Genomic DNA, 19,785 nt, shown 5'->3' on the forward strand with positions numbered 1-19,785 from the left:
GCAACCCGTCGGGACGCGGGCCATTTTTGTGCAATCCGGCATTGCAGCGCGCTCATGTCGCAAAGCCACACCACGCGCACCGCGCAGTGTCTTGTACAAAATGGGCCGCGGCGCGGCGATTTCGCTAGCGTTAACAGGCCCTAGCCGCCACCGGCAGGAGCAAACATGAGCGACAGCCTGGAAACGCTCAGCCTCGAACCGATCGTCGAGCACGATCGCGATGCCGCGCCGGCCTCGGGCGCCGGCAGCATCGACAGGCTGCCTTTCGCCTTCGCCAAGCGCCACGGGATCATGCTCGCGGGCGAACGCGACGGCGCCGTGCAGGTCACCGTACGCAGCCCCGTCAATCAGGCCGCGCTGTCGGAAGTACGCCGTTACTGCCGACGCCCGCTGGCCATCGAACGCGTGGACGCCGGCTCTTTCGATGCCCTGCTCCAGCACGACTACGAAGGCAAGGCCAACGAGTCCATGCAGATCGTCGAGGGCATGGACGAGGACATGGACCTGTCCGATGCCGCCCGTGCGCTCTCCGAGCCGGCCGACCTGCTGGAATCCTCCGACGACGCGCCGATCATCCGCCTGATCAATGCGCTGCTCACCGAGGCGATCAAGGAAAACGCTTCGGATATTCATATCGAGCCGTTCGAAGCGCGGCTGACCGTGCGCTTTCGCGTGGACGGCGTGCTGCGCGAGGTGCTCAACCCGCCGCGCCAGCTCGCTCCCAGGCTGATTTCGCGCGTGAAGGTGATGGCCAAGCTCGATATCGCCGAAAAACGCGTGCCCCAGGACGGGCGTATTTCAGTGCGTATCGCCGGCCGCCCCGTCGACGTGCGTGTATCCACCATCCCCTCGGGCAACGGCGAACGCGTGGTGATGCGTCTGCTCGACAAGCAGGCCGGGCGGCTGGATCTGCCCCAGCTGGGCATGCCCGCCGATACGCTCACCGCGATCGACGAACTCATTCATAAGCCGCACGGCATCATGCTGGTCACCGGCCCGACCGGCTCGGGCAAGACCACGACGCTCTATGCCGGGCTGACCCGCATCAACGACCGGACCCGCAATATCATGACCGTGGAGGATCCGATCGAGTACTACCTCGACGGCATCGGCCAGACCCAGGTCAACTCCAAGGTGGACATGAGCTTCGCGCGCGGGCTGCGGGCGATCCTGCGCCAGGACCCCGACGTGGTGATGATCGGCGAAATCCGCGATCTGGAAACCGCCGAAATCGCCGTTCAGGCCTCGCTGACCGGCCATCTGGTGCTCTCCACCCTGCATACCAATACTGCGGTGGGCGCGATTGCCCGCCTGCGCGACATGGGCGTGGAACCGTTTCTGCTGTCCTCGAGCCTGATCGGCATCATGGCGCAACGTCTTGTGCGCACGCTCTGCAAGAGCTGTCGAACCCCCTACGAGGCCAACCGGCGCGAATGCGAACTGCTCGGTGTGGACCCGAACACACCGCCCACGCTCTACAAGCCCGCCGGCTGCGATGCCTGCAACCAGTCCGGTTTTCGCGGCCGTACCGGCGTCTACGAACTGGTGGTGGTCGACGACGAAATGCGCAACCTCATCCACGAACAGGCCTCGGAACAGAAGCTGGAAAAACATGCTCGCCAGAGCACGCCCAGCATCCGCGCGGATGGTGTCGCCAACGTACTGGCCGGCAACACCACCCTCGAGGAAGTGCTGCGCGTCACGCGTGAAGGCTGATGGGCGCCTACGAATACACCGCGCTTGACGCCCGCGGGCGGGAAAAGAAAGGCATTCTCGAAGGCGATGCGGCCCGTGCCATTCGTGCCCAGCTGCGCGAACAGGGGCTGACCCCGCTCGAGGTCAGCGAGGTCTCCGACCGCAAGAGCGGCGGCTCGCGCAGTATTTCCTTCCGGCGCGGCATCAGCGTCACCGAACTGTCGCTATTCACCCGCCAGCTGGCCACGCTCACCCATGCCGGCCTGCCCATGGAGGAAGCCCTCAAGGCCGTGGCCGAACAAACCGACAGCGACAAGGTACGCAAGATCATCGTCGGCGTGCGTTCGCAGGTGGTGGAAGGCCATACCCTGGCCGACGCCCTGGGCGAGTTCCCCAACAGCTTCGACGAGCTTTATCGTGCAACCACCGCCGCGGGCGAACAGTCCGGACGTATCGACGAAGTGCTCAACGGCCTGGCCGACTACGTGGAAGATCAGCAGTCGATGCGCCAGAAGGTCATGGCCGCGCTGATCTACCCGGCGTTTCTGTCGATCGTGGCCATTGCCATCGTGATCGCGCTGCTGACGACCGTGGTACCCGATCTGGTACAGGTCTTTGACAGCGTCGGCGCCGACCTGCCCGCGCTGACCACCGGCCTGATATCGGTCAGCGACTTTCTGCGCGTCTGGGGCTGGCTGCTGGCACTTATCATCGCGGCCGCGGTCACCGCCTTCGTCTACGGCATGCGCCGGCCCGCGTTCAAGCGTGCGGTGCAGGCCCGCATTCTCAAGCTGCCGCTGATCGGGCGCTTCGTGCGCGGCGTGAACACCGCTCGTTTCACCCGTACGCTTTCCATTCTCACCCGCAGCGGCGTGCCGGCGCTCGATGCCATGACCATCGGCGCCGACGTTGTAACCAATCTGCCCATGCGCGATGCCATCAAGCGGGCCTCCACCCGCGTGCGTGAAGGCGATGCGATTCATCGCGCGCTCGGGCGCGAGCGGCTGTTCCCGCCCATCACCCTGCACATGATCGCCAACGGCGAGATTTCTGGCGAACTGGACATGATGCTGGGACGCGCGGCCGAACATCAGGAACGCGAGGTGGAAACATTACGGCAAGGTGTCATGGGCATACTGGGCCCGGCCGTGATCCTGCTCATGGGCGGCCTGGTGCTGATTATCGTGCTCGCGATCCTGCAGCCGGTATTCAACCTCAACCAGCTGGTCAAATAAGCCGCGGCCTGCGTTGCACGAGCGCACGGGCGGCGCGCGTACACTCATACATCGACCCGAACCGATAGCCATCGAGGAGTAGAAGGACATGACACGACAAGGGCTTCGCGCCGCAACGCCGCGCGCACAGGGCGGTTTCACCCTCATCGAGATCATGGTCGTGGTGGTCATCCTCGGCATTCTCGCCGCGCTGGTCGTGCCGCAGATCATCTCGCGCCCGGACGAGGCGCGCGTGGCCAAGGCCCGCCAGGACATACGCGCGGTGGAATCCGCGCTCAAGCTCTATCGTCTGGACAACTTCCAGTACCCCACCACGGAACAGGGTCTGGCCGCGCTGGTGGACAAGCCGACCACCCAGCCCGAGCCGCGCAACTGGAAGTCCGGCGGCTATCTTGACCGTATTCCGACCGACCCCTGGGGCAACGTCTATCACTATCGCAACCCCGGCGAACACGGCGAGATCGACGTCTACACGCTGGGCCGCGACGGCCGCCCCGGCGGCGAGGATTCGGACGCCGATATCGGCAACTGGGCGCTGGACAGCTAGCACTCGGTTGATTTGCAGGTGCCGGCACGGGGTCAACAGCACGGTTTCACGCTGATCGAGGTACTCGTCGTTGCCCTGATCATCGGCGTGGTGCTGGCCTTCGTGTCGCTGTCGATCAACCCCACCGGTCCGGCCGACCGGCTCGATACCGAAGCCGATCGGCTCAACGCCCTGTTGCAGACCGCCGCCGACGACGCGATTCTCTACGGGCGCGAACTCGGCCTGGATATCACCCGCGGCGGCTATCGCTTCCTGCGCCTGGGCGACGACGGCTGGCAACCGCTGAACGCACCGGACACGCCGTTGCGCCCGCGCGAGCTGGGCGATGCCATCGTTCTGGTGCTGGTCGACCGCGGCGATGACCGGCCCCGCCTGGTACGCGCCGAGGATGACGAAGACGAGGAAGACCTCGTGCGCCCCGAGGCAGTGCTGCTCTCCAGCGGCGAGTTCGTGCCCTTCGAGCTCGAGCTTTACGCCAACGACGTCGACTATCGCTACCGCATCACCGGCGAAGCGGGCGGCACGCTCGAAATGATTCGGGTCGACGGCCCCCGATGACACGCGAAGAGGGGTTCACGCTGGTCGAAGTGCTGGTGGCGACCGCGATCATCGCGCTCGCGCTCGGGGCGTTCGTTTCCGGCGGCGCGCGCTATGCCGACTATGCTCGCTATATTCACGACCGCACGATCGCCCAGTGGGTGGCCCGCAATCAGCTGGTGCAGTACCAGATCGCCGAACAGTGGCCCGGCACCGGAACGGAAGACGGCGACACCGATATGGGCGATACCAACTGGCACTGGGAAGCCGAAATTCAGGAATCGCCGGACCCTGACGTACGCCGTATCGATGTTCGCGTATTCCGTATCGACCCCAACAGCGGCGAGCCGGAAGCCGATTCGGTCGCCCTGCTCAGCGGCTTCGTCACCCAGCATGTCGCGCTTCAGAACGCGCCCGCCAACGCGGATGGCAATGCGACCGAGGCCGACGCCGATACCGCCCGCGATTACGGGTCCAACTTCTGATGGCGATGTCGGCAAGACAACGCGGCTTCACCCTCATCGAGCTGCTGATCGCGATCGCCGTTTTCGTGGTAATGGCAGCCATGGCCTATGGCGGCTTGTCGTCGGTGATCTCGACTCGCGAAACGGTCACCGCCGCGCTCGATCGCAGCAAGACGCTGCAGATGGCGGTCTGGCGCATGCGCAACGACCTCGAACAGATCGTCAACCGGCCGATTCGCGACAGCTTCGGCGATAGCGAGCCCGCCCTGTACGGCAGCCCCGATATCGGCCTGCAGTTCACCCGTAACGGCTGGCGCAACCCGCTCGGTGATATCCGCAGCAATCTGCAGCGGGTGGCCTATCGTATCGACGAAGACAACAACCTCGTGCGCGTGCACTGGCGGGTGCTCGATCGCTCGCAGGACAGCGCGCCGGTGGAGTCCGTGCTGCTCGAAGACGTTTCCAACCTGGAATGGCGTTTTCTCGACGGCGACCGTGAATGGCAGGACCGCTGGCCAGCGAATACGTCGATAGGCGCGGCTACGTCGGCGGTCCAGACCCCGGCGGGCACGGTCGCGGCCAGCTATGATCCGCCGCTGGCGATCGAACTGCGGGTGACCACCCCGGCATGGGGCGATCTGCGCCTGCTGTTCATGGTGCCGGGGGCCGACAAATGACACGCCTGCGCCGGCAAGCCCAGCGCGGCGTGGCCCTGCTCACCGCCATGCTCATCATCGCCCTGGTCGGCATCATCGGCGCCGGCATGCTCTCGCAGATGAACCTGGCCCTGCATCGCAGCGGCAACATCTGGCAATCCGAACAGGCCTGGTGGTATGCGGTCGGTATCGAGAACTGGCTGGGCAAGCTGCTGCGCCAGGATGCCCAGCACAGCGATATCGACAGCCTGGAAGAAGCCTGGGCCCAGCCGGTGGACTATCTGCCGCTGGACGGCGGCGCACTGCAGGGCCGCATCATCGATCTGCAGGGCCGTTTCAACCTGAACAACCTCAGCGGCTCGGACGCCGAAGCGGCACAAGAGCAGTTCCAGCGGCTCATCGAACTGGTCGCCGATACCGATCAGGTCACCGCGCGCACCATCGCCGCCTCGACGCGCGACTGGCTGGACGCCGATATCAACCCGACCCTGCCGGACGGCGCCGAAGACGACTATTACCTGGGGTTGTCGCCGGCCTACCGCGCCGCGAACACCCTGATGGCCAGCGCCAGCGAGCTGCGCCTGGTCAAGGGCGTCACCCCGGCCATCTATGCCGCGCTCGAGCCCTATATCACCGCACTGCCCCAGCTTACGGCCATTAACGTGAATACCGCGCCCGCCCCGGTGCTTGCGACGATCGCCCCAGAGCTGCCGCCCAGCACCGGCGAAGCACTCGTGAAGTCGCGCGCCGACGAGCCCTGGAAGTCGGTCGATGCCTTTCTTCAGGATCCGGCCCTGGCCGGCCGCGAGATCAACGCCAACCGTCTGGACGTAAAGACCCATTATTTCCTGGCCACCGGCCAGATCACCGTGGATCGCGCCCAGGTCCAGTTCTTCAGCGTGCTCGAGCGCGGCGACAACGGGGCCGTACGTACCGTGCGCCACAGTACCAATGTCGATTAATCCGACAGAACGACGGGGCTGTCTGCAAGGGTTTCGTCGCAGCCGAGCGCGCGCCTGCCCGCGGCGTTCGAACTCGGCGGCGGTCTCCCGGCAGCTATGCACGTTACTAACCCGGCATCAAAATAGATGATTTTCGGATTACTGAAAGCCGTTTCGATTCAGGTAGACTGGCCGCGGATCGACGCCTGTGCGGCCCGCAAGGGCGAGGCCTTGCCAGATGCGTCACGGTCCGCGATTCCGGGGGTATGTTTTCGTGGCTGAACGATTCATCGTGCATTTCGACGGCGAGCGCGCCGCCTGGCTGAATGCGGCCGATGAACTCGTGCGCGGTCCGCTCGACGAGGCCGCGCTGGCCGCCGACGGGCGTGAATGCACGCTGCTCGTTCCCAGCGAAGACGTCCTCATCACCCGGGTCGCACTGCCGCCGATCCGTCAGGCCAGGCGCCGGCTCCAGGCTGCCGCCTTTGCCCTGGAAGATCGCCTGGTCACGCGGGTGGACGACCTGCATTTCGCCCTGGCTGCCAAGGCCGACGCCGACGGCGATACCCCGGTTCTGGTGGTCGATCGCGCCCTGCTCCAAGGGCTGGTCGACGATTGCACGAACGCGGGGCTGGATATCGTACAGGCCGTGCCCGACGTATTCGCCCTGCCCGAAGCTCAGCAGAGCTGGCATGTAGCCGTCATCGACGAGCGCGTGCTCACCCGTACCGACCACGGCCACGGGTTTGCCTGCGAGGCGTCGCTCTGGCCGGTGCTGGCCAGCGGCTGTACGCCGCCTGAGCGGCTGTGCCTCGAAGCGGCCAGGCGCAATGACAACGCGCAACGGCTGCGCAACGAGCTTGCCTTCGAGCCGGCACCCGAAATCGAATCAATCGAGCACGGCGACGACGACACCGTCTTCGCCCAGCTGCTCGCCCGAGCCGACGCCCATGCCCGCACGGCCATCAACCTGCGCCAGGGCGAGCTGGCCCGCGCCTCGGCGATGCAGGCCTGGTGGCAGCCATTTCGGCTGACTGCCGGGCTGGCCGCTGCGTGGCTTCTGGTGGCACTGGCCGCCCGCGGTATCGAAAGCTATCAGCTGCACCAGCGTATCGATTCACTCGAAGCACGCAGCGAAAGCGTGTTTCGTGAAACCTTCCCCAACGTGGGCACGATCAACGACCTGCGCGTGCAGGCCGAACAGAATATTCGTGCGCTGCGCGGCAGCGGGGGCAGCGGCGGCGTCTTTCCATTGCTTCAGGCCACGGCCGAAGTCACCGGCCAGGCCGGCAGCCTGACCATTCAATCGCTGCAATATCGCGACGGCGCGCTGTATCTGAGCCTGCGCGGCGACAGCGTGCAGTCACTGGAAGCGCTGCGCGCCGGCTTCGCACGCAAGCCCGGCACCACGCTGAACGTGGAAAGCGCCGATGCGGCAGCCAACGGTGTGCAGATACGCGCGAGCGTAACCGCGGGGGCTTCATGAACGCATTACGCCAGTGGTACGAGGGCCTGGCCCCGCGCGAGCGCGTGGCCGTGCTCGCCTGTGCGATCGTGGTGACGATCGCACTTTTCTACTACGCCCTGTGGCGGCCGTTGAACAGCAGCGTCGAGGAAGGCCGCCTGCGCCTGACCGCCCAGGCCGATGAAACACGCTGGATGCTGGGCATTCGCGACGAAGCCCGGCTGCTGCAGGCCGACAATACGCAGCGCCGTATCCAGGGCCGCAACGATTCGCTTCTGTCGATCGTGGATACCACCAGCCGCGAAAACGGCCTCGGCGAGGCGGTCCGACGCATCCAGCCGGACAACGACAATCAGGCCACAGTCACGCTCGAAAAGGCCAACTTCAACCAGATGCTGTTCTGGCTGCGCAGCCTCCAGCGCGACTACGGCGTGGCCGCCCAGCAGATGACGATCACCCGCGATGAGGAGGCCGGCACCGTGCAGGCACGACTGACGCTCGCGCGAGGCAACGCATGATGCGCGCGCTTCGCTATGGCCTGATCGGTCTGGTCGCTTTCGTCATCGGGCTGGTGGCCTTCCTGCCGGCCCGGGTGGCGGCCGGCTGGGCCGAACAGATGGGCCCTATCTCCATGGGCGGGGTCAGCGGTACGCTCTTCGACGGCCGGGCCAGCTATATTTCCGGGCCCGACGGGGCCATCGAGAATGTCTCCTGGCAGCTTGAGCCGGCATCGCTTCTGCTCGCCCGTATCAGTGCACGCCTGCAGATCGACTCCGATCTGAGCGGCTTCGATGCCGATGTATCGCGTTCGCTGTTCGGGCAGACCACGATCAGGAACGTCAGTGGCAGCGCCTCGGCCGGCTGGCTGGCGAAACTGGGCGGCTATACCTTCCTGCCGCTATCCGGCGATGTTCGAGTCAACATCGATGAAGCCGTATTCGACGACGAACTGCAGTTCGACGCGCTGGCCGGCCAGATCAGCCTCGTGAACACGCGCTGGCAGCTGTTCAACCCGCCCGTGCCGCTCGGTCGCTTCACGGCGGCCCTCGCCCAGTCCGAACAAGGCCTGCGCGCGACGGTGGTGGAAAGCGATGGCCCGCTGGCGATCGACGGCGGCCTGACCCTCGACGCCACCCGGCGCTATCTGCTCGACGTACGTCTACGCGCGCGCGCCGGGGCCGACGAGCGCCTGCCGCAGATGCTCGACCAGCTCGGCCGGGCCGACGCCGACGGCTGGCACCCGATACGCGAACAGGGCCGACTCTGAATCACGTGCTCACCGGCGCCCTGGCGTTCACCCCGTGGCTCGTCTTTGCGATCTATGCGCTGATCGTGCTCCGGGCCACGCCGCGAGCCGCCGGGCCCATGGGGTTTTTCGGCGGGCATTCGCTGAGTGGACGCGCGCCCGGCGTATGGCTGCTTGGCGCGTCCGCGGCCATCTCCTGGGTGATGGCCAAAAGCGTCGACAACGCCATGAACCTGACCGCCGCCTTCGGCTACTGGGGCGGCATCGGCTATGCGAGCTATTGGCTAGCCTTCGTGGTGGTGGCCATCGCGGTCTATTTCATCCGCAGCCGTGGCCATGACAATTCGCTGGCCGCCTTTCTCGAACGCAAGTACGGCGCAGCGGCGACCCGGTTGTTTCTGGTCGTGATCGGCATTCGGCTGTTCAACGAGATATGGTCCAACACCAAGGTGGCCGCGCTCTATTTCGGCAGCGAGGGCAGCGCGCCCTACTGGGTGGCGGTGATCGCCTTCACCGGCCTGACTCTCTACTACGCACGTCGCGGCGGGCTGCGTTCTTCCATCGTGACCGACGCCGCCCAGATGGTGCTGATCGCGCTGCTTTTGATCGTGACCCTGGTCGTACTCGCGCCGGGGCTGATCAGCGCCGGCGACAACGGCGCCGACGCGTCCCTTGTGAGTGCCGAGATGCGTATGCACGGCCTGACCTTTGCCCTGCTCGCCCTTGTGCAGACGCTGTCGTACGGCTTTCACGATCCGGTGCTCACCGACCGCGCCTTCGTCAGCTCGCCGCAAAAAATGGTGGCCAGTTTCGTACTCGCGGCCCTGCTCGGCGGCGCGCTGATCGCGGGCTTCAGCGTGGCCGGTCTGTATGCGCTGGCACAAAACATCGCGGCGACGCCATCGGTGGCCGTGGCCGTACCCATGGCGCTGGGCCTGGGCATGATGCTGTTGTTCAACGCGGTGATGCTCGCCAGCGCGGGTTCCACGCTGGATTCCACCTTTGCCTCCACGGCCAAGTTCACGGCTCGCGACTGGCGGGTGGCCCGTGCCGTACCGACCTACAAAGACCAGCGGCGCGGCCGCCGGGCGATGTGGGTTATCGCCCTGGTGGGTAATCTGCCGCTGCTGTCGCTCTATATCAAAGGCGTCGGCCCGGCGGTCATTGCCGCGACCACCATCAGCGGCACTGCGATCATGGGCCTGGCGCCCATCTTCCTGCTGGCCTGGCTGCCCGGCGCGGGTCGGGCCTCGTTTCATGTCGCGCTCTGGCCCGGCGTCGTCATCGGTATCGCCCTCGCCCTCGAACGCCTGGCCGGCCTCGATCTGATTCCGGACGCATTCGCACTGGGCAGCGGCCCCTACGCCCAGACGCTTGGCATCAATGTCTGGGGGCTGGCGCTGTGTACCCCCCTGTTCGTGGCAGCCGCTGCCGCCGCTGGCCCGCGGCGGCCGGCCATTCAGCCGGTGCGATCGAACTCGGTATCCTGAATCCGACGCGCAGGCGTGACCCGCGCCTTGTAGAGATAGTCGCGGGTCACGGGCACCACCTGGTTGTTTTTCGCGAGCTGTAGCTGGAACACCACCAGGTCGCCCCATCGAAAGATGGCCTGGCAGCCCAGCAGATAGAACTCCCACATGCGACAGAACCGTTCGCCAAGGCGCTGGCCAAACGCGTCGCGATGCTGCTGGAAGCGTTGATTCCAACACGCCAGGGTCCGCGCATAGTGCAGGCGCCAGATTTCGATATCCGCCAGGCTCATGCCGGTGTTCTCCACACAGGGCAACACCTCCGACAGCGACGGTACATAGCCGCCCGGAAAGATGTATTTCTCGATCCAGCCATGGGTGTCCTCGATCGGCGGACCATTGCGGCCAATCGTATGGATCAGACTGCGACCGCCGCGATTGAGCAGACGCTGCACCTGGTCGAAAAAGATCTGAAACTGCGGCCGGCCCACGTGCTCGAACATGCCCACGCTCACGATGGCGTCGTAGCCATCGCCTTCGTGGCGCCGATGCTCGCGGTAGTCCTGCTTGAGAAAACGCAGGCGATCACCCAGCCCTTCGCGCTGGGCGCGCGTGTGGGCATATTCGTACTGGTCGTCCGAGAGCGTCAGGCCGGTGACGGTTACGTCATAGTGGCGGGCCAGATAGCGCGCCAATCCGCCCCAGCCGCAGCCGATATCGAGCACGCGGTCGCCCGGTTCGAGGCAGAGCTTGCGCGCGATATGGCGGCACTTGGCCTGCTGTGCGGCTTCCAGGTCCATGTCCGCGCTTTCGAAATAGGCACAGGAATACAGCATCTCGCGATCGAGAAACCGCGCGAACAGCTCGTGATCGATATCGTAGTGGTGCCGGGCGTTGCGCCGTGAGCGCAGCCAGGAATTGGCTTCGCGCAGGCCGCGCAGTGCATGGCGCGCCAGATCGACAAGACGGCTGGAAGCGAACTTGTCCACGTTCGCGAAATAAAGCTCGAAGACTGCGAGCAGGCCGCCCTCGCCCGGCCACCAGTCACCGTCCATATAGGCTTCGCCAAAGGCCATCTGGGGGTCGGAAAGCAGGCGAGCCAGCACCTTGCGTTCGCGCAAATGGATATGCGCGGTCGGCGGCCCCTGGCCAATAACGCGGGTGCTTGTATCCGGAAAATGGATAACGAGCGTGCCTTGATCGATCAGCCGGTCGAAAAAGCGTGTCTTCATGGTGTCCCGCCCGCCGCGGGCGACGCATGCGCGACGCCCAACCGCGTTCTCATGCCCAACCCGATATTACATAGTCACCGATTCCATGCATATTGCATAAGCATGAAAGATGCCTGATTTCGATTGCGCATGCGCTTTTCATACGCGCTCTCGCGTGTAGTCTGGAGACAAGTCGGTCTTACAAGGAGAAAAAGGATGTTCGACACCATTCTCGTCGCAGTCGACGGGTCCGAGCACTCGAAACGCGCTATCGAAATCGCCGCCGATATGGGCCACCGCTATGCATCCACGGTGCATGTTGTGCACATCCCGCAACATACCGGCCACGAAAAGACGCTTGCGCTGGGCGGCGCGGCGATCACGCTGCAGCCCTCCCAGGCCGAACTTGAAGCCGCAGGGCAGTCGGTCGTCTCAGCCGCCCGGGATTTGCTGGAAGCCGCCGGCTGCCAGAAAATCGAAACCGAGATCATGGGCGGCGACCCGGCCCAGCAGATCGTGTCCGCCGCCAAACGGGTGAAGGCCGATCTTATCGTCATGGGCCGGCGCGGGTTGAGCGAGTTCACCGGCCTGGTCATCGGCAGCACCTCGCACAAGGTCGCCCATCTCGCGCCCTGTGCCTGCCTTACGACGCGTTAGAACGCCCCGGCCAGCCCAGTCTGGCCCGTACAGAAATCGTCGCCCAGGCGTGCCGACGGCGCGCTGGTGCGGGCGGCGGGCTCAGTCAGGGATTGGCAGGGGCGGCAAGCGGCTCGTTCGCCCGCCGCAGCAGCCAGACCGTATCGCGCCCGAACGACAGCAAGAGCAGCGCCAGCGCGACGAGAAGCGCCGTGTTGGCGACCGATGAGCTGACCACGGGCAGCAGGCAGATCATGAGCGTGGCGCCTTGCCATACACAGCCGATCTTGCGCAGGCGCGAGGGCGGCAAGGGCCGTCTGAGCGACGGGCACACTGCCTGTGCGGCGATAAAGGCATAGCGGGCCAGGCCGATGGCAAGAACCCAGGGGCCGGCCTTGCCCAGGGCGACGAGCACGATCGACAGCACCAGCAGAAAAAAGGCATCAAGCTCCATATCGAAGCGCGCGCCGAATGCGCCGCTGCTGGCGGTACGGCGCGCCACCCAGCCATCGACACCGTCGAGCAGCAGACAGCCCAAAGCCAGCGCGACGAACGTATGAACATGGGTGCTCAGAAACGCGGGAAACAGGCCCGCGCCGGCAAGCAGCATGACGATCGCGCCGCGCAGCAGCGTGATTCGATTGGCCCAGCCGAACGGCCGTGGCCAGGCCGCGCGGCGAACATAAAGCAGCGCCGCCAAGCCCATGTACAGAGCCGCCACGGTCACGCGCAGCGCGGCCGGGCCAGCCAGCGCATAGAGCAACGCTTCCATCACCACGCCAAGCGCCGTGAACCCCAGCAACAACTCGAACAGCGCCGCAGGCGTATCGCTGGAGCGCGCCCGTGCCACAGGCGAAACGTCGCGCATGCCCGGGGTGGTTAAAACCCGGGTCGCGGGCAGCCGGTGGGAAGCGACCGGTCGCTGCAAGGGTGTGATGCGGGTTACATTTCGCACTGAAGCTCGTACTCGATCAAGCGCGCGCATCGGCGCCGGCGTTTGGCGGCTGACGTCATCGGGGCATCAGCCTGATCACGAGTGTACGTAAACCCGCCGTTTTTCGTTTCATTTGTATGACATGCCCATGACCGATCGTTTCGCCCGCGCCCTGTGGCTCGAGCCGCCTTATGCCTGTGCACTGCACCGGGAGCCGCTGCCCGAACGCGCGGCGGGTCAGTTGCTCGTTCGCAGCCGCTACTCGGCGGTGAGCGGGGGCACCGAAACCCTCGTGTTTTCGGGCGCGGTTCCGGAAAGCGAATACGCGCGTATGCGTGCACCATTTCAGGCGGGCAGCCTGCCGGGGCCGGTGAAGCACGGCTATGCGAACGTCGGCGTTGTCGAAGACGGCCCCGAGGACTGGCTCGGCCGCGAAGTGTTCTGCCTGTATCCCCACCAGACACGTTATGTGGTGGACGCCGATGCGGTGGTCGCCCTGCCCGCTGATGTGCCCGCCGCACGGGCCGTGCTGGCCGCGAATATGGAAACCGCGGTGAATGCGCTCTGGGACGCCGGCATCGGCGTGGGCGACCGGGTCAGCGTGGTGGGCGCGGGGGTGATCGGCGCGCTGATCGCCGGGCTGGCCGCTGGCATACCGGGCACCCAGGTCGAGCTTATCGATATCGACCCGGCCAAGACCGCGCTGGCACAGGCGCTCGGTGTTGCCTTCCAGCGGCCCGATACGGCGAGCATCGATCGCGACGTGGTCGTGCATGCCAGCGCCAGCAGTGCCGGTCTGGATACGGCGATCGCGCTGGCCGGCTTCGAGGCCACGGTACTGGAGATGAGCTGGTATGGTGCCGCACCCGTGACCGTCGGCCTGGGCGGCGCGTTTCATTCCCAGCGCCTGACGCTGCGTTCGAGCCAGGTGGGCGCGGTATCGCCCAGCCGGCGCACGCGTCGCGATCATGGTTCGCGTCTGGCGCTTGCCGTTTCGCTGCTTGCCGATGCCCGCTTCGATGCACTCTTCGAGGCCGAGGATGCGGCTTTCGACGATCTGCCATCGGTGATGCATCGCCTGGCATCACCGTCCGATAACAGCCTGTGCCAGCGCATCCGTTACGACTGACCGGGCGTTTTCTCTTTACCCATCAATAAGGACTGAATATGTTCAGCCTGACCGTTCGCGATCACTTCATGATCGCCCACAGCTTCACCGGCGAGATCTTCGGCCCCGCTCAGCACACCCACGGCGCGACTTATGTGGTGGACGTGTCGTTCATGCGCGCCGAGCTGGACGACAACGACTTGGTCATCGATATTGGTCTGGCCAGCGAAGCGCTCAAGCGCACGCTGGCCGAACTGAACATGCGCAATCTCGATGACGTGGACGAATTCAGCGGCCGCAACACGACCACTGAATTCCTGGCCAAGGCGGTCTTCGACCGACTGCGCAGCGCCATCCATGCTGGCGAGCTTGGCGAAACCGCCACCGCGCTCGCGGCCATGCGCGTCACCCTGGCCGAGTCGCATATCGCCTGGGCCAGCTACGAGGGCGACGTGTGAAGCCGGTCACGTTCATGGTCGCCGGGGCGCTAGACCAGCCGACCGGCGGCTACCTCTACGATCGCGCCATCATCGATGGCCTCCGGGCCGATGGGATCGCGGTGAACATCGTCGAACTCGAGGGCGCATTCCCGCTGGCAGACACGACCGCCCGCACCGCGCTCGATGATGCACTCACAGCCTGTTCGTCCGACGCCTCCATCGTTATCGACGGCCTGGCCGCCTGCGCCCTGCCCGACGTGGTGGCCCTCCATGCCGCCAACCGCGCGATCGTGATCCTGGTTCACCATCCGCTCTGCGACGAGACCGGGCTGGCCGCCGATACCCGCGACCATCTGCTCGAGTTGGAACGTCGCGCGCTGGCCTGTGCAGCCCATGTGGTGGTCACCAGCCACTTCACCGCCCACCGTCTGGTCGCGCTCAACCTGGCCGCCGAAGGCGATATCACGGTCGTCGAGCCCGGCGTGCACCCCGTCATGCAACCGCAAGCCGCGTCCGAGGGGCCCTGCCGCCTGCTGTGCGTGGCCAGCCTCACCCCGCGCAAGGGCCACCGCCTGCTGGTGGAGGCGCTGGCGCAGGTCGCCGAGCTGGACTGGCTCTGCGATTTCGTCGGCGACGACCGGCGCGACGCGGAGGAGGCCCGGGCCATAGGCGAAGCCATTGCTCGCCAAGGCCTGGAAGAGCGAGTTCGCCTGTGCGGCGCACAGGACCAACAGGCACTCGACGGCTACTACGCCCGCGCCGATATCTTCGTGCTTGCCTCCTGGTACGAAGGCTATGGCATGGTCATCGACGAAGCCGTTGCCCACGGCCTGCCGATCGTGACCACAACCGGCGGTGCCCTCGCCGATACCTTTCCCACCGGGGCCGGCATGGCCGTAGCGCCCGGCGATGCGGCCGCACTGGCCGGGGCACTGCGCACGCTCATCGCCGACAGCGAACAGCGCGGCTGTGCAGCGGCGGCCTCTCGCGCCGCGCGCGAACGACAACGTGACTGGCCCACCGTGGCACGCCAGTTCGCGGCCGTGCTCTCGTCATGAAGGACACCGCACCCCATGCCTATTTCGAAGCCGACTGGCTGAGCCTGCGCGAGGTTGCCGATCACCAGGCTCGCGCCACCTTGCTGACCGACGCCGCCAGCCGCTGGCTCGCGCAGCGTATGTCGAACGAACACCACATTGTGGACCTGGGTGCGGGTCGCGGTTCCAACCTGCGCTATCTGGCGCCGCGCCTGACCCGATCGCAACGCTGGCGCCTTATCGATCACGACCCCGACCTGCTTCGTGCAGTGAAACGCGAGGAAGCCGGACTCGTCGATACCGCGGGCATGCCGATCACGCTCGAAACCGAGACGCTGGATCTCAACGCAGCGCGTTTCGAAGCCGGCCTCGACGGGGCCGATCTTGTCACCGCCTCGGCGCTGTTCGATCTGGTCACCCGGGAATGGATCGAACGTCTGGCCCGTGCCTGTGCCGCACGCTCGGCCGCAGTGCTCTTCGTGTTGAGCATCGACGGGACGATCGACTTCGCACCCACAGGCGAGGACGACGACTTCGTAACCGATCTACTGGCCGCCCATCAGCGCCGCGACAAGAGTTTCGGCACCGCTCTCGGTGCCGAAGCCCCAGCCGTGCTGCGCAAGGCGTTCGAAGCCCAGGGCTACGACGTATGTCTGGCGAACAGCCCCTGGCATATCGATGCCGGGAACGCCGCGCTCGGCACGGCCTTGATCGAAGGCTGGCGCAGCGCCGCCTGCGAACAGGCGCCCAAGGCCACCGCCCGGATCGATGCCTGGGCCGAAGCCCGTACCCGTGCGCTCATGGCCGGGGCGTTGTCGATCACGGTCGGCCATCAGGACTTTTTCGCCACGCCCATGCCATGAGCCGTCCCGGCTGGCGTTTCGGCCTGCGTGCGTTGACCACCGGCGCGTTGCTGGCCTGTCTGCTCTGGCAGATCGACCTGGGCGCGGTGGCCCGGCAGCTACATGACCTGCGCTACCCCTGGCTGCTTGCCGCACTCGCACTGACCGTGCCCCAGGTCGTGATCTCGGCCTGGCGTTGGCGTCTGACCGCGCGGTGCATGGGCCTGACCCTGTCGATGGGTGCCGCGATTCGCGAATATTATCTGGCCACCTTTTTGAACCAGGTCCTGCCCGGCGGCGTACTCGGCGATGCCAACCGCGCCTGGCGCCATGCACGCAGCGACGTCCACACGGCGGCCGCCTGGCATGCCGTATTCATCGAGCGCTTTTCCGGCCAGCTGTCGCTTGCGCTCGTTACCGTGGTTGCGTTCTGGCAGTCGCCGTCGCTGGTCCAGGGTATCGCCGCCCGAATTGCTGCTGCGGAACTTGCCACCCCGTGGGGAATGGCCGTGGTCGCCGCGCTCGTACTTCTGGCTTCGCTGGGTATCGTGCTCGTCTGGCGCTATACCCGTGCTGCGAACGCGATCGCCTCGTTCGCTAATAATCTGTGGCGCAGCCTGCTCGCCCGCCGTGTCTGGCCGGCGCAGTTCGCCAGTTCGCTGGCAGTGGTCTCCAGCTATACCGGCGTGTTCCTGCTTTGTGCCCCGGCCATCGGTCTGTCGACGCCGGCCAGCACGCTGTTGTGGCTGATTCCGCCCGTGCTGCTGGCCATGGCCCTGCCGCTGTCGATTGCCGGCTGGGGGCTTAGAGAGAGCGCGGCCGCGGTGGTCTGGTCGCTGGCCGGGCTGCCGGCCCACGAGGGCGTGGCTCTGTCTTTGTGCTACGGCGCGGTAGTACTCGTTTCCAGCCTGCCGGGTGCCGTGGTGCTCGGCTGTTCTAGCGGCGTTCGATCAGCGCGTGGCGCTTCATCAATGAACGCGAATACGCGCAAATAAGTACGAAGCCCATGGCAGGCCGTACCTTGGCCCGTAGCCAAGCAGAGACGATGCCGGCACCTATCGCAAGCCGCCTATCACTTTGCGCTTGTTGGCGTTTCGCGGCCTGATCTTTACCCGACCGCGGACGTGCGCAAATCCAGATCGAAGAACATATCGTCGCCCATGACCTGGTGCCGACAGCCTGGGCGCAGTGCAGCGTCGAGCCGCATGATCGGCGCCAGCGACAACGCCGGGCGTCCCGAGCCGATCAGCATGGGGGCCACCACCACGTGCAGGCGATCCAGCAGGCCGGCGTCGAGAAAACGCGAGATGGTCACGCCACCGCCCTCGACCAGAACCCGAGTCAGGCCGCGTTCGGCCAGCATCGCGAGCACGGCGGCCGGGTCCATGGCCTGGGCCGGGCAATCGAGCACCACGCGCTCCACGCCGGGCGGGCTCGGTCCGGCGTCGGGGCCGACGACGTGCAAGGTGGGCGCTGAGTTATCGGCGAACAGGCCGCGATCCGTGCCAAGCCGGGCCCGTGGGTCGAGCACGACGCGTACCGGATTCGCCCCGTCTACATGGCGCACGGTCAGCTGCGGATCGTCGGCGGCGACGGTGCCCGCGCCGATGATGACTGCGTCCACCAGTGCGCGCAGGCGGTGCAGATGAATACGACTGGCTTGGCCGGTCACATAGTGGGAATGCCCGCTGTCGGTGGCGATGCGTCCGTCCAGGCTCTGGCCCAGCTGTGCGATCACGAAGCGCGAACCGCCCAGCGCCACCGGCAGCAGCGCGTCGAGCAGCGCCGCGGCCGAGGCCGAACAGTCGCCCTCGAACTGCCATGAATGGCGTTCATCGATTAATATGGGCGGTTGTTGCGCCTTGCGATCGGCAAGCGTTGTCGGCGCCATGCACGCCGAACTGCGTACATCCTGAATCAACCGCCAGGCGTAATCGTCGTCCATCACAGGCATTTTTGCTCGTCGCGGTGTTGTATAACGCGGCGCGGGGAACGCGCGGGTCAAAGACTCTAGGATATCGCGCCGCCTTATGCGAACGCCTGTCGAGCGACGATTACGGCATGCCCGGCATGCGGGTTGATTTTTACGAAACGGGACCGGATTGAGAGACAGTATGCGACAGGTGGAACGATCGATATTCGATTTGCGGCGCGGTTTGCCCGTACTCATTCGCAGCAGCGACCCGCAGACCGATGACTCGCATCCGGCCACGCTGGTCGCGCCGCTGGAAGGCATGAACGACGAGACGCTCCAGCGCCTGGCCGAGCATGCCGGCAACCCCTGTTCGCTGATCGTCACCCGCCACCGCCTGGAAGTACTGGGCATCGATACCGACGAGGAGTCCGCCGCGCTGCCGATCGGCGAACATGACAGCGCGACGCAGGTCATCGACTGGGCCTGTGCACGCCACCCGCAGTCGCAGCCGCCGGCCGGCTCGTTACAGAACGCCGGCGACGCCGACGCCACGGGGCTCGCCCTCATGCGTCGTGGCCTGCTCATCCCTGCCGCGATTACCGCGCCGGTGACCGAGGAACGTCTGGCCGCGATCGAGGCCCGGGTCAAGGACGGCAGCCTGCTGGCCATCGATACCGATGCGGTCGGCGACTACGAACACAACGCCCCCTATTTTCTCAAGCGCATCAGTGCGGCCGACGTGCCGCTGGACGATGCGCCGCGTTCGCGCTTCGTGCTGTTTCGCGAAGCCGACGGCATGCGCGAGCATCTGGCCATTGTCATCGGCGACCCCGAACAATGGGCAGACGCCGTGCCGGTTCGCCTGCATTCGGCCTGCCTGACCGGCGACCTGTTCGGCAGCCTGCGCTGCGACTGCGGCGAACAGCTGCGCTCGAGCGTGGCCAAGATCGCCGAACACGGCGGCGGCGTCTTGCTGTATCTGGCCCAGGAAGGCCGCGGCATCGGCCTGGCCAACAAGCTGCGCGCCTACAGCCTGCAGGACGAAGGCCTGGATACCGTCGATGCCGACCACGTGCTGGGCTTCGGCGACGACGAACGCCAGTACAACGTCGCGCTGGAAATGCTTGCACAGCTGGAAATCCGGCGTATCGAGCTGCTCACCAACAATCCGACCAAGATCGAGGCCATGAGCCGCGGCGGCGTCACGGTGGTTCAGCGCAGCGGCGTCTACGGCCGGGTGACCCACCAGAACCGGCGTTATCTCACCGCCAAGGCCACCCGCGCCGGCCATTGGCTCGACCAGGTACTCGGCGCGGCCCCGGAAGACGCCAAAGCCGCGGATCGCTGATCGAAAGCAGCGGCCTCTCGCCCTGGGGCGTATGCCGGTGTTCATTCGCGAACGAGCCG

General features: G+C 65.9%; 21 protein-coding genes. 18 read left to right on the top strand and 3 right to left on the bottom strand.

Annotation, left to right across the window (positions count from 1 at the left end; genetic code table 11):
* Window positions 1–165 precede the first annotated feature (165 nt).
* The 11 genes from gspE to CMN27_RS11180 all read left to right on the top strand — a co-directional run bounded on the left by gspE (window position 166) and on the right by CMN27_RS11180 (window position 10,276).
* Window positions 166–1,716, top strand: a complete 1,551-nt coding sequence (gspE, locus tag CMN27_RS11130; RefSeq protein ID WP_293626454.1) for a type II secretion system ATPase GspE — start codon at window positions 166–168, stop codon at window positions 1,714–1,716.
* Window positions 1,716–2,930, top strand: a complete 1,215-nt coding sequence (gene gspF / locus CMN27_RS11135; RefSeq protein ID WP_293626456.1) for a type II secretion system inner membrane protein GspF — start codon at window positions 1,716–1,718, stop codon at window positions 2,928–2,930. Before gspE ends, gspF begins: the two co-directional genes overlap by 1 nt.
* A gap of 88 nt (window positions 2,931–3,018) precedes the next feature.
* Window positions 3,019–3,477: a type II secretion system major pseudopilin GspG gene (gspG, locus tag CMN27_RS11140; protein ID WP_293626458.1), complete on the top strand. Its 459-nt coding sequence runs from the start codon at window positions 3,019–3,021 to the stop codon at window positions 3,475–3,477.
* 18 nt (window positions 3,478–3,495) lie between these two features.
* The gene (gene gspH, locus CMN27_RS11145; protein WP_293626460.1) at window positions 3,496–4,035 is read left to right on the top strand and encodes a type II secretion system minor pseudopilin GspH; all 540 of its coding nucleotides are present in this window, start codon (window positions 3,496–3,498) and stop codon (window positions 4,033–4,035) included.
* Window positions 4,032–4,499 carry a type II secretion system minor pseudopilin GspI gene (gene gspI / locus CMN27_RS11150; protein WP_293626462.1) on the top strand — a complete coding sequence of 156 codons (468 nt, stop codon included), beginning with the start codon at window positions 4,032–4,034 and terminating at the stop codon, window positions 4,497–4,499. Before gspH ends, gspI begins: the two co-directional genes overlap by 4 nt.
* A gap of 5 nt (window positions 4,500–4,504) precedes the next feature.
* Window positions 4,505–5,155 carry a type II secretion system minor pseudopilin GspJ gene (gspJ, locus tag CMN27_RS11155; protein ID WP_293626464.1) on the top strand — a complete coding sequence of 217 codons (651 nt, stop codon included), beginning with the start codon at window positions 4,505–4,507 and terminating at the stop codon, window positions 5,153–5,155.
* Entirely contained in the window at window positions 5,152–6,096 is a 945-nt protein-coding gene (gspK, locus tag CMN27_RS11160) for a type II secretion system minor pseudopilin GspK (RefSeq protein ID WP_293626466.1), read from the top strand. The genes gspJ and gspK overlap by 4 nt, the downstream gene beginning before the upstream one ends.
* A gap of 253 nt (window positions 6,097–6,349) precedes the next feature.
* Window positions 6,350–7,561, top strand: a complete 1,212-nt coding sequence (gene gspL / locus CMN27_RS11165; protein WP_293626467.1) for a type II secretion system protein GspL — start codon at window positions 6,350–6,352, stop codon at window positions 7,559–7,561.
* Entirely contained in the window at window positions 7,558–8,058 is a 501-nt protein-coding gene (locus CMN27_RS11170; RefSeq protein WP_293626469.1) for a type II secretion system protein M, read from the top strand. Before gspL ends, CMN27_RS11170 begins: the two co-directional genes overlap by 4 nt.
* Window positions 8,055–8,807 carry a type II secretion system protein N gene (locus CMN27_RS11175; protein ID WP_293626471.1) on the top strand — a complete coding sequence of 251 codons (753 nt, stop codon included), beginning with the start codon at window positions 8,055–8,057 and terminating at the stop codon, window positions 8,805–8,807. Before CMN27_RS11170 ends, CMN27_RS11175 begins: the two co-directional genes overlap by 4 nt.
* 5 nt (window positions 8,808–8,812) lie before the next feature.
* A complete protein-coding gene (locus CMN27_RS11180; protein WP_293626473.1) occupies window positions 8,813–10,276 on the top strand; it encodes a Na+/proline symporter in 1,464 nt (487 codons plus the stop codon).
* Here CMN27_RS11180 and CMN27_RS11185 read toward each other — a convergent pair.
* Window positions 10,246–11,487 carry a cyclopropane-fatty-acyl-phospholipid synthase family protein gene (locus CMN27_RS11185; protein WP_293626474.1) on the bottom strand — a complete coding sequence of 414 codons (1,242 nt, stop codon included), beginning with the start codon at window positions 11,485–11,487 and terminating at the stop codon, window positions 10,246–10,248. The genes CMN27_RS11180 and CMN27_RS11185 overlap by 31 nt on opposite strands.
* Before the next feature lie 195 nt (window positions 11,488–11,682).
* On the opposite strand from CMN27_RS11185, the gene CMN27_RS11190 reads away from it, so the two are divergent.
* Window positions 11,683–12,123 (top strand): universal stress protein, encoded by a 441-nt coding sequence (locus CMN27_RS11190; RefSeq protein ID WP_293626476.1) that lies wholly within the window; start codon window positions 11,683–11,685, stop codon window positions 12,121–12,123.
* Between the two features lie 85 nt (window positions 12,124–12,208).
* Here CMN27_RS11190 and CMN27_RS11195 read toward each other — a convergent pair whose 3' ends face one another.
* Window positions 12,209–12,970 carry a CDP-alcohol phosphatidyltransferase family protein gene (locus tag CMN27_RS11195; RefSeq protein ID WP_293626478.1) on the bottom strand — a complete coding sequence of 254 codons (762 nt, stop codon included), beginning with the start codon at window positions 12,968–12,970 and terminating at the stop codon, window positions 12,209–12,211.
* 214 nt (window positions 12,971–13,184) lie between these two features.
* On the opposite strand from CMN27_RS11195, the gene CMN27_RS11200 reads away from it, so the two are divergent.
* From CMN27_RS11200 to CMN27_RS11220, 5 genes are read left to right on the top strand one after another with little or no spacing between them, the layout of a single operon-like run.
* Window positions 13,185–14,165 (top strand): zinc-binding alcohol dehydrogenase, encoded by a 981-nt coding sequence (locus CMN27_RS11200; protein WP_293626479.1) that lies wholly within the window; start codon window positions 13,185–13,187, stop codon window positions 14,163–14,165.
* A 38-nt stretch (window positions 14,166–14,203) separates the two neighbouring features.
* On the top strand, window positions 14,204–14,602 hold the full coding sequence (locus CMN27_RS11205) for a 6-carboxytetrahydropterin synthase (RefSeq protein ID WP_293626480.1): 399 nt from the start codon (window positions 14,204–14,206) through the stop codon (window positions 14,600–14,602).
* The gene (locus tag CMN27_RS11210; protein ID WP_293626481.1) at window positions 14,599–15,642 is read left to right on the top strand and encodes a glycosyltransferase family 4 protein; all 1,044 of its coding nucleotides are present in this window, start codon (window positions 14,599–14,601) and stop codon (window positions 15,640–15,642) included. Before CMN27_RS11205 ends, CMN27_RS11210 begins: the two co-directional genes overlap by 4 nt.
* Complete coding sequence (locus tag CMN27_RS11215) at window positions 15,639–16,484, top strand: class I SAM-dependent methyltransferase (RefSeq protein ID WP_293626483.1); 846 nt, start codon at window positions 15,639–15,641, stop codon at window positions 16,482–16,484. Before CMN27_RS11210 ends, CMN27_RS11215 begins: the two co-directional genes overlap by 4 nt.
* Entirely contained in the window at window positions 16,481–17,458 is a 978-nt protein-coding gene (locus CMN27_RS11220) for a lysylphosphatidylglycerol synthase transmembrane domain-containing protein (protein WP_293626485.1), read from the top strand. The genes CMN27_RS11215 and CMN27_RS11220 overlap by 4 nt, the downstream gene beginning before the upstream one ends.
* 113 nt (window positions 17,459–17,571) lie before the next feature.
* On the opposite strand, the gene CMN27_RS11225 is transcribed toward CMN27_RS11220, so the two are convergent.
* Window positions 17,572–18,408 carry a RibD family protein gene (locus CMN27_RS11225; RefSeq protein ID WP_293626486.1) on the bottom strand — a complete coding sequence of 279 codons (837 nt, stop codon included), beginning with the start codon at window positions 18,406–18,408 and terminating at the stop codon, window positions 17,572–17,574.
* Window positions 18,409–18,577: 169 nt separating this feature from the next.
* Between CMN27_RS11225 and ribA the strand changes: the two genes are divergently transcribed.
* Entirely contained in the window at window positions 18,578–19,726 is a 1,149-nt protein-coding gene (gene ribA / locus CMN27_RS11230; RefSeq protein WP_293626488.1) for a GTP cyclohydrolase II RibA, read from the top strand.
* Window positions 19,727–19,785 lie beyond the last annotated feature (59 nt).

Source organism: Salinisphaera sp. (assembly GCF_002729955.1).
Lineage (GTDB): Bacteria > Pseudomonadota > Gammaproteobacteria > Nevskiales > Salinisphaeraceae > Salinisphaera.

What these genes read in the sequence shown, in the direction of transcription:
- CMN27_RS11215 (WP_293626483.1), top strand. Translation starts at nt 15,639, where the DNA reads ATGAAGGACACCGCACCCCATGCCTATTTCGAAGCCGACTGGCTGAGC.
- gspI (WP_293626462.1), top strand. Translation starts at nt 4,032, where the DNA reads ATGACACGCGAAGAGGGGTTCACGCTGGTCGAAGTGCTGGTGGCGACC.
- CMN27_RS11185 (WP_293626474.1), bottom strand. Translation starts at nt 11,487, where the DNA reads ATGAAGACACGCTTTTTCGACCGGCTGATCGATCAAGGCACGCTCGTT.
- gspG (WP_293626458.1), top strand. Translation starts at nt 3,019, where the DNA reads ATGACACGACAAGGGCTTCGCGCCGCAACGCCGCGCGCACAGGGCGGT.
- CMN27_RS11175 (WP_293626471.1), top strand. Translation starts at nt 8,055, where the DNA reads ATGATGCGCGCGCTTCGCTATGGCCTGATCGGTCTGGTCGCTTTCGTC.
- CMN27_RS11220 (WP_293626485.1), top strand. Translation starts at nt 16,481, where the DNA reads ATGAGCCGTCCCGGCTGGCGTTTCGGCCTGCGTGCGTTGACCACCGGC.
- CMN27_RS11200 (WP_293626479.1), top strand. Translation starts at nt 13,185, where the DNA reads ATGACCGATCGTTTCGCCCGCGCCCTGTGGCTCGAGCCGCCTTATGCC.
- gspJ (WP_293626464.1), top strand. Translation starts at nt 4,505, where the DNA reads ATGTCGGCAAGACAACGCGGCTTCACCCTCATCGAGCTGCTGATCGCG.
- CMN27_RS11170 (WP_293626469.1), top strand. Translation starts at nt 7,558, where the DNA reads ATGAACGCATTACGCCAGTGGTACGAGGGCCTGGCCCCGCGCGAGCGC.
- CMN27_RS11225 (WP_293626486.1), bottom strand. Translation starts at nt 18,408, where the DNA reads ATGGACGACGATTACGCCTGGCGGTTGATTCAGGATGTACGCAGTTCG.
- CMN27_RS11195 (WP_293626478.1), bottom strand. Translation starts at nt 12,970, where the DNA reads ATGCGCGACGTTTCGCCTGTGGCACGGGCGCGCTCCAGCGATACGCCT.
- gspE (WP_293626454.1), top strand. Translation starts at nt 166, where the DNA reads ATGAGCGACAGCCTGGAAACGCTCAGCCTCGAACCGATCGTCGAGCAC.
- gspK (WP_293626466.1), top strand. Translation starts at nt 5,152, where the DNA reads ATGACACGCCTGCGCCGGCAAGCCCAGCGCGGCGTGGCCCTGCTCACC.
- ribA (WP_293626488.1), top strand. Translation starts at nt 18,578, where the DNA reads ATGCGACAGGTGGAACGATCGATATTCGATTTGCGGCGCGGTTTGCCC.
- CMN27_RS11190 (WP_293626476.1), top strand. Translation starts at nt 11,683, where the DNA reads ATGTTCGACACCATTCTCGTCGCAGTCGACGGGTCCGAGCACTCGAAA.
- gspF (WP_293626456.1), top strand. Translation starts at nt 1,716, where the DNA reads ATGGGCGCCTACGAATACACCGCGCTTGACGCCCGCGGGCGGGAAAAG.
- CMN27_RS11205 (WP_293626480.1), top strand. Translation starts at nt 14,204, where the DNA reads ATGTTCAGCCTGACCGTTCGCGATCACTTCATGATCGCCCACAGCTTC.